The organism is Arthrobacter sp. TmtSoilC79, from assembly GCF_059739405.1.
Window position 1 is genome coordinate 2,149,804 of the sequence record NZ_AP046051.1, and the last position, 11,372, is coordinate 2,161,175.

The window sequence follows — 11,372 nt, forward strand, 5'->3', positions numbered from 1 at the left end:
CGGCCAGCTCCTGGCCGGGCAGCGGCGTGGTGGGTTACTTAACCCAGCGCAGGTTGATCTTGTAGCGGTGCGGTTGGCCATGGTTGACCCTGATTCCGGCCGAGACTGAGAAGCAGGTCAAGGCTACCCAGATGCCGGTGGCGATCACGGCGAAGATGTTGCCCACCACCGGCAGCAGCACCAGGATGTTCGCCACAACGGCGGCGATGGTTGGAGGCAGGGTGAAGTTCAACGCTTCCTTGGATTCCTGCGCCGTGAACGGTCCGCGGTCGCGGAAGATCAGGTAGATCAGCAGCGAGGGCAGGCAACCCAGAATGCCGCCGAAGTGTGCCAAAGTAGCCCACTGCCTGTCCTCGCTGGCAGTCAAAGGCAGCGCGTTTGCAGGCGCGCCATGGTACTGGGGCTGGCCTGCGGCGCTGCCCGGTTCTTCAGGAGCGTTCTCTGCCACGGTGTGTTCCCTTTACTGTAAAGATGCTGCGGTGTTGCTGTCCCAGAATACCGGCCCCGACCAGCTTCACAGGACAAACGCCTAGATGACACGTTACTTGCTGCTGCTTTGGGGGCAACGTCACGGAACAGTGAGGAAGTCGATGACTTCCTCCACCCGGCCCAGCAGTGAAGCTTCAAGATCGGCGTAGCTTCGGACGGCGCCAAGGAGTCGCTGCCAGCCGAGGCCCACGTCCTCAGCGCTCTCGTGTGGCCAGCCGAAAGCAGAGAGAATCCCGGTCTTCCAGTCAGTCCCGCGGGGCACTGACGGCCAGGCCTCAATGCCCAGCACTTTGGGTCTGATGGCCTGCCACACATCGATGTAGGGATGTCCAACAATGAGGACGTTGCCTGCTGCTCCGGGAACCGTCATGGCGTCAGCGGCGATCCGTGATTCCTTGGAACCGTCCACAAGGTGGTCCACCAGGATGCCGAGGCGTCGACCGGGGCCGGGGTTGAATGCGGAGATCGCAGACTTGAGGTCATCCACACCGTGCAAGGGCTCCACCACTATGCCCTCTACCCGGAGATCGTCACCCCAGACCTTCTCGACGAGTTCGGCGTCGTGCTTGCCTTCCACCCAGATACGGCTGGCTTTGGCCACCTGTGCCCGGTGTCCCTGAACCCGTACCGAACCCGAAGCAGTGCGCCCGTTACTGACAGCCGACGGCGCTTGGCGCGGGGCCGGGGGCATCAACCGGATGGGTTGCCCCTCAAGCAGGAAGCCGAAACCAAGCTGGAAAGACTTGGTCTTGCCCCGCCTGTCTTCAAGGGCCACGATGTGCATGCCGCCGGTTTTTTCGACGCGGGTGACTTCGCCCACCCATCCCGACTGGACGTCCTCAAGGACCATCCCGCGCTGGACTGCTACCTCCGGCAGCTGACGTTTGGCAGGAGCTGACAGGTCCTGGGGACCCCACGTGTCGAATGCCAAGGAATTCCTACCTTTTTTGCTGGGTAATTTTTGTGCCGGGTTGGTTTGTATCGGGCTGGACCGGGAAAGTTCAATGCTAGCAACGGGGTGGCTCATACTAGACTGGTTAGCACTTGGGCATGTTGAGTGCTAAGTGGACCCGGCCCCGGTGGCCATGGCAGTTGTCAGGAGGTGGAGCAATGAGTGAGCCGCGCAAATTGGAAGTACTGCGTGCCATCGTTGAAGATTACGTACATTCGCGGGAGCCTGTGGGATCAAAGGCCCTTGTGGAACGGCATCATCTTGGTGTTTCAAGCGCCACCATCCGCAATGACATGGCAGTTCTTGAAGAAGAAGGCCTCATAGCAGCGCCCCATACCAGTGCCGGCCGCATTCCAACCGACAAGGGCTATCGACTGTTTGTCGATCGCATCTCCCAGGTTAAGCCCCTCTCAGCAGCCGAGCGGAGAGCCATCCATTCGTTGCTTGAAGGCCCTGATGATGTCGACGACATCCTGGAGCGTACCGTCAGGCTCCTGTCGCAACTGACCAACCAGGTCGCCGTCGTGCAGTATCCACACTCGAACCGCGCCCTGGTGCGGCACGTTGAGTTTGTGTTGTTGGCCCCCCAACAGGTGTTGGTGGTGTTGATTGCCGATACTGGCAGCGTCGGCCAGAAGGTCATTGAAACCGGTTCGGCCGTGGGCGACGACGCTTTGATGCAACTGAGGTCGCGCTTCCTGGGAAGCATCGCCGGAACGCAATTGGCCCTGTTGCCGCAAGTCCTGCCGTCGGTGGTTGCCCTGTGCCCGCCGGAGCTTCGGGGACTGGCCCAAACGTTGGCGAACGGGCTGCAGGCCCTCAGTGACAACAGCCGCGAAGAACGTATCCTCATGGCCGGTACAGCCAACCTCGCCAGGTCCAATGTGGACTTCCCGTTGAGTATCGGTCCGGTGCTTGAAGCCCTCGAGGAACAAGTTGTGATGCTCCGGTTGTTGTCGGATATGGGAGATGATCCCCGCGGCGTCACCGTGAGCATCGGCCGGGAGAATCCCTACGACGGACTGGCGGAAGCATCCGTGGTGGCCACGGGTTACGGCTCCGGTGCAAAGGTGGGCATCCTGGGCCCGACCCGCATGGATTACCCAACCACCATGGCCGCAGTCCGGGCCGTGGCCCGTTACCTTTCACGCATTCTCGGCGGCTGAACGCCGGTCCGAAGAAACATCCGCAGTACAACAAGGAAGAGAAACCGACTTTGAGCAGCCACTATGACGTTTTGGGAGTCTCGCCGGAAGCCACCGGGGAAGAGATCAAAAAGGCGTACCGCAAGTTGGCGCGGAAACTCCACCCGGACGTAAACCCGGGAGAGGATGTCGCGGAACAGTTCAAGGCCGTGACCCATGCTTATGAGGTCCTGTCCGATCCCCAGAAGCGCCGCGTCTACGATGCCACCGGCAACGAGAATGGAACGGACAACGGCTATGGTGGCGGTTACGCCGGCCAGGGCTTCGCGTTCCAGGACATCTTTGACACCTTCTTTGGGGGCGGCGGTGGTCATGGCGGGCCTGCCTCCCGTGTCCGACGCGGCCAGGACGCACTCATCAGCGTCCGGATCGACCTTAAGGACGCCGTTTTTGGCGTCAACAAGAAGCTGGAAGTGGACACAGCCGTAACCTGTCCCACCTGTGACGGCAGTTGCTGCCGCCCGGGAACCCACCCGGAACGCTGCGACATATGTGGCGGGAGCGGACAGGTCCAGCGAGCCGTCCGCTCCATCCTTGGCCAGGTCATGACCGCAGCTCCTTGCGGATCCTGTGAGGGCTTCGGCACGGTCATCAAGGACCCGTGCAACGAGTGCAACGGACAGGGCCGTATCCGCAGCCGCCGCTCCCTGACCATCAAGGTTCCCGCCGGTGTTGCCACCGGCACGCGTATCCAGTTGTCCGGCCAAGGTGAAGCCGGCCCCGCGGGTGGGCCCTCCGGCGACCTCTACGTGGAGATCCGCGTCAACAACGATTCCATGTTCATGCGCGAAGGCGACGACCTCCACGCCACCCTCAGCGTGCCTATGACGGCCGCGGCCTTGGGCACTGAGTTGCAGCTCGAAACGTTCGACGGCGCACAGGACATCGACGTCAAGGCCGGAACCCAGTCGGGCGAGATCATCACCCTGCGGGGTCTGGGTGTGACGCACCTGCGGGGATACGGACGCGGCGACCTCAAGGTACACCTCCATGTCGAAACACCCAGCAAGCTGGATCCGGCCCAGGAAGAGCTTTTGCAGCAGCTCGCAAAACTTCGCGGGGAGCAGTTCACCGAAGGCAAGCTCGTGGCCAGCGGCGGCATGTTCGCCAAGCTTCGGGACAAGCTCGGTAACCTGTAGCGGTGAGCAACCCCGTCTTCTTCACCTCCGCCGGAAGCCTTGACGACGTACGCCCCGGAGGCACCTTCGTGCTGGAAGGTCCGGAGGCGCGGCACGCCGTCACGGTCAAACGCCTTGGGGTGGGAGAACCCGTTGACATAGCCGACGGATCCGGCGCGAGGCTGACCGGCGTGGTGGCCGAGGCCGGTCCCGCGGGCCTGACAGTCGCCGCCTCGGACGTCGTCTTCGAAGACAGGCCGGACATCCGTTTGGTGCTGGTCCAGGCTTTGGCCAAAGGCGATCGCGACGAACTGGCCATCGAGACGGCTACGGAACTCGGAATAGATGCTGTGCTTCCGTGGCAGTCAGAACGTTCCATTGTTCGATGGAAGGCCGACCGTGCCGCAAAAGCCCATGCTAAGTGGGAGTCCGTGGTGGCGGCTGCGGCCAAGCAAGCACGGCGGGCATGGATCCCCGAGGTAAGGACCATGGTGGAAACCGGCTCCTTGGCCAAAGCCGTTGCCGCCAGCGACCTCGCCATCATTTTGCACGAAGACGCCAAGAACCCGTTGCGGACCGTCCTTGAGGCCTGGGCGGCCTCTGGTGTTGCGGTCCCCAGGGAAGTGCTCTTGATCGTCGGGCCTGAGGGGGGAATCTCACCGCGGGAAGTAACGCGGCTCAGTGACGCCGGTGCTGTGACCGCGCTCTTGGGACATCACGTCTTGAGGTCTTCGACGGCGGGACCGGCCGCCGTCGTTCTTGCGAGCGACATCCTGGGCCGCTGGTAGCCGGCCGGACCTGAACAGCTATCCGACCCTGAACAGCCGGGTGTCCGTGCTTGTCGCGATGGCGTTGCCGGCATTGTCCACTTGGGAAACGCGTACCTCGTACTGACCTGCCTTCAACGTGGCGCCGAAGGTGAACAGGCCATATTGCCCGGGTTCGCCAGTGGCTTGCGTTTGGCCGGTGAGCAGGCTGGTCTTCTCGCCCTTGCCGTTGTCCTGCAGGACCTGCCAGGAGATCGGCTTGGAGCTGTCAGTGCTCCGCCCGTTGAACTTGACCAATCCCGTGGGCAGGGTGGTGTCTTCCTGGGGATCGATGATCCACAGCGGTGCCACCAAGGATGCGTCACGGGTCATGGGCTCGCCCAGCTGGACTTGACCGAACGCCATGTAGTCCTTGTGGCCGTCCACCAGGATGACCACCTGGATCTGTTGGCCCGAATTGATCAGCCCTGACGATGACGCTGCAGCGGTCGCGGTGTACACGAGTTGCTGCACGGCCCGCTGGGCCATGCCGGCGTCCAGGTTCGAGTTGAAGGCATCGCGGGAAATATCGACTGTGATGACGTTTTTTCCCGAGATGGAAGTCGCCAGGCTGGAGGGCTCCTGCCACGGTGTGAAGAAGTCATGATCCAAGGGCTTTTCCGCCATCATGATCTTCAGCGCCGTTGTCACAGGATTTCCATCGCCCGTAATGTCCCTGAACTCGCGGTAGAGGTAGACCTCTTCCTTGCTCCGTCCAATCCAGTAGACCGGAATCTTGGTGGACGCCTGGGTGGTTTCCAGCGGTGCGTTGCTGGCCGGGGCATCCTGAACGGTCAGCGGAGGGGGAGTGGGGGTGGCCTGGGAGCCGCCGCCGTTGGCGATGCAACCTGTCAGGAGGAGGACGGCAAGCATTGCAGGCACGGCAACGGCGGATTTGGTCCGCTTGTTGGTGCCTGGTGCGTTGCTGGCTGTTTTCCTGATGGGTTTCCTGTCCTGCCTTGCATGGATTTTTGCAGCCGTCCTTGGCTGGGTTGCGGGGATCTGATTCCACCCGCTATGCCAGCTTGGCACATCGTCGACGGCGGTCAGCCGGGTTTGAGGGGGGAGAAAGCCAACTGAAACATGATTGATACCGGCTTGATGCCGAGTTGAGACAATCTGTCCGCCTCCTCCCTGGGTGCCGGATGTGGCCGGGGAGACAGGTTCGCCCGGGGCCGGGCTGGCGTAGGATTGAAGAGATTCCGGCATCAAAGCGTTCTGCGAGAGTCCGCAGCGAATGTCGAATCGATGGTGTTAGTAAGGACCAACCGGAGGAGAAAAGGCCTGAGGGCCAACACTATGAGTGAATCTTTGAACGGGCGGCTCAGGACCGGCAACGGCAACCAGCAGCCCAACGAGTTCCCGCACACTTTACCGGGCACGCGCACGGAAGTCGTCACGTTCGACAACTCCGACCAGATGGTTCACTCGCTGGGCAGCCACGACGAAGCCCTGAGGTTCATTGAGGAACAGTTCCAGGACGTCAATTTCCATGTTCGTGGCAACGAGCTCTCCATGACCGGTCCCTCCAAGGTGATTCCCCGTATCATGCGCCTCCTTGAGGAAGTGCGCGGGTTGGTGGCGAAGGGGACTGTGGTGACCCCCGATATTCTCCAACAGTTGGTGTCCCTGTTGAGGACCCAGTCTGTGCAGAATCCCGCCGATGTTTTGACGCACAACATTCTCTCCAGCCGGGGCAAGACCATCCGTCCCAAGACGCTGAACCAGAAGAACTACGTGGATGCGATCGATGCCAACACGGTGATTTTCGGCATTGGCCCGGCCGGCACGGGCAAGACCTACCTTGCCATGGCCAAGGCTGTGCAAGCTCTCCAGATGAAGGAAGTCAGCAGGATCATCCTGACTCGCCCGGCCGTAGAGGCTGGGGAGCGGCTCGGCTTCCTGCCAGGTACGTTGAGCGACAAGATCGATCCGTACCTTCGCCCGCTCTATGACGCCCTCCACGACATGATGGATCCCGAATCCATCCCCAGGCTGATGGCTGCCGGCACCATCGAGGTGGCACCTTTGGCGTACATGCGTGGACGCACCCTTAATGACGCCTTCATCATTCTTGATGAAGCGCAGAACACCACACCCGAACAGATGAAGATGTTCCTGACCCGTCTGGGTTTCGGTTCGAAGATGGTGGTCACCGGTGATGTCACCCAGATCGACCTTCCGCTGGGATCGACGTCGGGCCTTCGGATTGTGCGGGAGATACTGACCGGCATAGACGACGTCAACTTCTCCATCCTGGAGGCGGCCGACGTCGTTCGCCACCGCCTCGTGGCCGATATCGTCTCCGCCTACAGCACCTGGGATGACGCGCACCGCAAGGACGCACCAGCCAACCATTACAAACGTGGAGAACGTCAATGAGTATTGAAGTCAACAACGAGTCCGGTGTAGCGGTGGACGAAGCCCAGCTGGTAACGTTGTCCCGCTTCATCTTCGAAAGGCTCTACATCCATCCGCAGGCGGAGCTTTCCATTCTCCTGGTGGACGAGCCTGCCATGGAGAAGCTCCACATCGAGTTGATGGATGAGCCTGGTGCCACTGACGTTCTTTCCGTGCCCATGGACGAACTGACCCCCGGAACTCCGGATAAGCCCACTCCGCAGGGCATGCTGGGGGACATTGCCATCTGCCCCCAGGTGGCCGAAGTCCAGGCACGCAACGCCGGCCACCCCACGCAGGATGAGATGCTGCTCCTGACCACGCATGGCATCCTTCACCTCCTTGGCTTCGACCACGCCGAACCTGAGGAAAAAGAAGAAATGTTCGGTTTGCAGCGGGAACTGCTGTCTGAATTCCTGGGCAAGGATGCCCCCATGGAGACCATGCAGTGACCTGGATCATCCTGGTCGGCATGGCGCTGGTTTTCCTCAGCTTTGTCGCCCTGCTGACAGCTGCCGAGGCTGCGTTCAATTTCCTGCCCCGGCATGAAGCCGAGCAATCAATAGTCCGCAGCAAGGGCAAAGCCCTCAGCGGGATACTGAAGGCCCCCATTGCCCATATGCGCGCGCTGCGTTTCTGGCGGGTGTGGTTCGAAATGGCCGCTGCCGTAGCCGTGGCTGTGGTGCTGCACAGCCTGCTGGACAACGTCTGGCTTGCAGGGCTCGCAGCCACCGGCATCATGGCCGTGATTGGCTTTGTGTTGGTCGGGGTGTCGCCACGGCAACTGGGCAGGGCACATTCCGGCCCGGTGGTCCGGTTCACGGCACCACTGATCCGTTTCCTCTGCTGGATTCTCGGACCCATCCCCGGCTGGCTCGTGGCTTTGGGCCAGGCAGTAGCTCCCGGCGCCCCCAGCGGCGACGACGCATTCGTCAGCGAAGAAGAGTTCCGCGAATTCGTGGACCGGGCGGCCGAGTCGGACATGATCGAGGACAATGAGGCCGAACTCATCCATTCCGTCTTTGATTTTGGCGACACTTTGGTACGTTCCGTCATGGTTCCCCGCACCGATATCGTCAGCATCGGCACGGGCTCGGACCTGGAGACGGCCATGGGCCTCTTTCTTCGGTCCGGGTATTCCAGGATTCCCGTCATCGGTGAAAATACGGACCAAATCCGTGGAATCCTCTATCTGAAGGACGTTGCAGCGGCCATGTACCGGGGCGAGCCCGGGCTGCAAGCGCACGACGTCGACTCGCTCGCCAGGGACGTCCGGTACGTCCCCGAATCAAAGCTCGTCAGCGACCTCCTCCGCGAATTGCAGCAGGAATCAACCCACGTGGCGATCGTGATCGATGAGTACGGTGGTACCGCCGGTCTGGTGACCCTTGAAGATCTCATCGAGGAAATCGTGGGCGAGATCGTGGACGAATACGATGCTGCCGCGGAAGAAGCGGTGGACCTTGGCGATGGAACATTCCGGGTCAGCGCCCGCATGAGCATCGATGACCTCGGCGAATTGTTCGACATCGATCTCGACGACGACGAGGTTGACACCGTGGGCGGACTCCTCGCCAAGGCCTTGGGGCAGGTCCCGATTGTGGGCAGTTCCGTTGATGTGGACGGAATATCGCTCAGGGCCGATAGGCTTGAGGGTCGCCGAAACAGGGTCAGCCATATCATTGCGGCAGCCATGCCAAAGGAAGACACTGACTTTGAAGACCTACTCGATGACGCCGACTCAACGCAACAGGGAGTTCCACGTGAGCAAGCAAAATAAGATGTTCGATGCCGATAGTGACTTCGGTGGCTTCCACGCAGGCTTCTCTGTACTGGTGGGCCGGCCGAACGCGGGCAAGTCGACTTTGACCAACGCCTTGGTCGGCCAGAAGGTGGCCATTACCTCGGCCAAACCGCAGACCACCCGGCATACGATCCGTGGCATCGTCCACCGCGACGATGCGCAGCTGATCCTGGTGGACACCCCTGGGCTGCACAGGCCCCGCACCTTGCTGGGTAAGCGCCTCAACGAACTCGTGGCTGACACGTTGGCCGAAGTGGACGCCATCGGATTCTGCCTGCCGGCCAACGAGAAAATCGGTCCCGGCGACAAATACATCGCAGCTCAGCTGGCTGCTGTGGGCAGGAAGCCGATCGTTGCCCTGGTGACCAAAACCGACCTTGTAGACCGTCAGGCATTGACGGAGCAGCTGCTCGCAGTCGCTGCCCTGGGACGGGACGTCCTGGGCGAGCAGGGCTGGGCCGACATTGTGCCCGTTTCCGCTGCGGACGGCTTCCAAGTGTCCACAGTCGCGGACGTCTTGATCAGCCACATGCCGTCGTCGCCACCGCTGTACCCGGATGGTGAACTGACGGACGAACCCGAGGCCGTCATGATTGCCGAACTTATCCGGGAGGCCGCCCTGGAAGGTGTCCGGGACGAACTTCCCCATTCCCTGGCCGTGGTGGTCGAGGAGATCGTTCCGCGTGAGGGCCGCACCGAGGACAACCCCCTCCTGGATGTTCGGGTCAACCTCTATGTTGAGCGACCCTCGCAGAAGGCCATCATCATTGGTAAGGGTGGAAGCCGGCTCCGTGAAGTTGGAACCAACGCCCGCAAGGGCATTGAGACCCTTCTTGGCACGAGGATCTATCTGGATCTTCACGTCAAGGTGGCCAAGGACTGGCAGCGCGACCCCAAGCAATTGGTCAAACTGGGGTTCTAGCGGCAGGGACACGCCCCGGCATCATGGAGACGCGATAAGGAACTTCCCAGACTCGGCAACTATGATTGCGGGAATCCACGTGTTTGAGGAAAGGTAAACCGAATAGTGCGACGTCGTGACGCCCGCCCGCAGGGCACCGGCACCGCTGACTCCATTGCGGGTCGCCATGGAGAGGATGCCGAAGGCACTCCCCGCCACATGAGGCCCCGCAAGGGCCTTCCGTTGTGGCTGAAGATCGTCACCGGCGTGGTCTCAGTGGCTCTGGTTGCAGGTGTTGCCTTTGCCGCATTTTGGTTCATCCGGTTGCAGAGCAATATCACCAAGGCTCCGCTGAGTGCAGGTGAAACCCGCGACAGCGGGGATGCCCTTGCCAACGACAAATCCGATCGCCTGCAAATCCTTATCCTCGGTTCCGATACCCGTGACGGGAAGAACTCGGAGTACGGAAGCACGGAAGACTCCACCGGCTACGGCCATTCGGACGTCATGATGATGCTGGATATTTCAGCAGACAACAAGCGTGTCAGCGTCATGAGCTTCCCGCGTGACTTGCTGGTGGATGTGCCCCAGTGCACGGACCGGACCAACAACCAGACGTTCCCCGCCCGCAGCGGCGTGATGATCAACGAGGCCATGGCTGAAGCGGGTATTGGTTGCGCCGTTGACACGGTGAACAAACTGACCGGCCTGGAAATCGACCACTTCATGATGGCTGACTTCAATGCCGTCAAGGAGTTGTCCCACGCTGTTGGCGGTGTCAATGTCTGCGTCAGTGACCCCGTATTTGATCCGGACTCACGCCTTCGCTTGCCGAAGGGTGATTCCTTGGTCGAAGGCGAACAGGCCCTGGCCTTCCTTCGGACCCGCCACGCTTTCGGCGATGGTGGCGATCTTGGGCGCATCAAGGGACAGCAGGCCTTCCTTTCATCCTTGACGAGGAAGCTTAAGGGCGAAGGAACGCTGGGCAACCCGCAGCGACTCCTGCAGATCGCCGACGTCGTCACCCAGAACCTCACCGTTGATGAGGGCCTCGCGTCGGTGCCTTCGTTGCTGACCATTGGCGGACGACTGAAGGACATCGATGTGTCCAAAGTTGCCTTCGTTGCCGTACCCACCCAGGCCGCAGCAGTGGATCCAAACAGGCTTGAGCTTGTTGAGCCACAGGCCTCACAGTTGTTTGCAGCCTTGCGTGCCGACCTTGACCTGACTACGCCCGGTGCGACGTCGTCTCCTGCCGCCACTGAAACTCCCGGAGCGCAGCCCACAGCCTCTACCCCCGCGGCCCCCGCCTATGACAAGGCCATCCAACCTGTCGCCGTCGCCAACGGCAGCGGCATTGCTGCACGTGCCCAGGAGATCATGGCCGTACTGACGGGCAATGGCTTCACCCAGGCTGTGTCCTATCTTGCAAACCCCGTGGACCAGACCGTGGTCTACTACGGAGCCGGCTTCGCGGACGTCGCCGCGGACGTCGCCGCGCTGTACGGCATTCCAGCTGCCCAGGTTCAGGAAGCGCCCGGCGTAGCAGGGGTACAGCTCTATGTCGGAACCGACTTCGGAACAGGCACCGCCTATGGAGCAACCTCGGTGCCCCCGGACGTGGTCAACCAGACCGCCAGCGACGCAGTCTGCCAAGAAGTCAATCCGCTGTACATCGACCAATAGGGCGGCACCAA

Annotated in this window: 11 protein-coding genes; 8 read left to right on the top strand and 3 right to left on the bottom strand. The window is 61.3% G+C overall.

Annotated features, from left to right (window positions below):
- Positions 1-34: 34 nt before the first annotated feature.
- Positions 35-448: a DUF4870 domain-containing protein gene (locus AC6JA3_RS09995; RefSeq protein WP_026540778.1), complete on the bottom strand. Its 414-nt coding sequence runs from the start codon at positions 446-448 to the stop codon at positions 35-37.
- 120 nt (positions 449-568) lie between these two features.
- The gene (locus AC6JA3_RS10000; RefSeq protein ID WP_026540777.1) at positions 569-1,420 is read right to left on the bottom strand and encodes a DUF3097 domain-containing protein; all 852 of its coding nucleotides are present in this window, start codon (positions 1,418-1,420) and stop codon (positions 569-571) included.
- A 179-nt stretch (positions 1,421-1,599) separates the two neighbouring features.
- Between AC6JA3_RS10000 and hrcA the strand changes: the two genes are divergently transcribed.
- From hrcA to AC6JA3_RS10015, 3 genes are read left to right on the top strand one after another with little or no spacing between them, the layout of a single operon-like run.
- On the top strand, positions 1,600-2,607 hold the full coding sequence (gene hrcA, locus AC6JA3_RS10005; RefSeq protein ID WP_026540776.1) for a heat-inducible transcriptional repressor HrcA: 1,008 nt from the start codon (positions 1,600-1,602) through the stop codon (positions 2,605-2,607).
- Positions 2,608-2,657: 50 nt separating this feature from the next.
- Complete coding sequence (gene dnaJ / locus AC6JA3_RS10010) at positions 2,658-3,785, top strand: molecular chaperone DnaJ (protein WP_026540775.1); 1,128 nt, start codon at positions 2,658-2,660, stop codon at positions 3,783-3,785.
- Between the two features lie 2 nt (positions 3,786-3,787).
- Positions 3,788-4,552 carry a 16S rRNA (uracil(1498)-N(3))-methyltransferase gene (locus AC6JA3_RS10015; RefSeq protein WP_347783347.1) on the top strand — a complete coding sequence of 255 codons (765 nt, stop codon included), beginning with the start codon at positions 3,788-3,790 and terminating at the stop codon, positions 4,550-4,552.
- An 18-nt stretch (positions 4,553-4,570) separates the two neighbouring features.
- Here AC6JA3_RS10015 and AC6JA3_RS10020 read toward each other — a convergent pair whose 3' ends face one another.
- On the bottom strand, positions 4,571-5,443 hold the full coding sequence (locus AC6JA3_RS10020) for a GerMN domain-containing protein (protein ID WP_035760766.1): 873 nt from the start codon (positions 5,441-5,443) through the stop codon (positions 4,571-4,573).
- A gap of 426 nt (positions 5,444-5,869) precedes the next feature.
- Between AC6JA3_RS10020 and AC6JA3_RS10025 the strand changes: the two genes are divergently transcribed.
- The 5 genes from AC6JA3_RS10025 to AC6JA3_RS10045 all read left to right on the top strand — a co-directional run bounded on the left by AC6JA3_RS10025 (position 5,870) and on the right by AC6JA3_RS10045 (position 11,361).
- Positions 5,870-6,952, top strand: a complete 1,083-nt coding sequence (locus AC6JA3_RS10025) for a PhoH family protein (RefSeq protein ID WP_497920112.1) — start codon at positions 5,870-5,872, stop codon at positions 6,950-6,952.
- Positions 6,949-7,422, top strand: a complete 474-nt coding sequence (gene ybeY, locus AC6JA3_RS10030) for an rRNA maturation RNase YbeY (protein ID WP_089595199.1) — start codon at positions 6,949-6,951, stop codon at positions 7,420-7,422. Before AC6JA3_RS10025 ends, ybeY begins: the two co-directional genes overlap by 4 nt.
- Positions 7,419-8,750 carry a hemolysin family protein gene (locus AC6JA3_RS10035; protein ID WP_026540770.1) on the top strand — a complete coding sequence of 444 codons (1,332 nt, stop codon included), beginning with the start codon at positions 7,419-7,421 and terminating at the stop codon, positions 8,748-8,750. Before ybeY ends, AC6JA3_RS10035 begins: the two co-directional genes overlap by 4 nt.
- A 1-nt stretch (position 8,751) precedes the next feature.
- A complete protein-coding gene (gene era / locus AC6JA3_RS10040) occupies positions 8,752-9,696 on the top strand; it encodes a GTPase Era (RefSeq protein WP_397334549.1) in 945 nt (314 codons plus the stop codon).
- A 105-nt stretch (positions 9,697-9,801) separates the two neighbouring features.
- On the top strand, positions 9,802-11,361 hold the full coding sequence (locus tag AC6JA3_RS10045) for an LCP family protein (RefSeq protein WP_347783348.1): 1,560 nt from the start codon (positions 9,802-9,804) through the stop codon (positions 11,359-11,361).
- Positions 11,362-11,372: the final 11 nt, after the last annotated feature.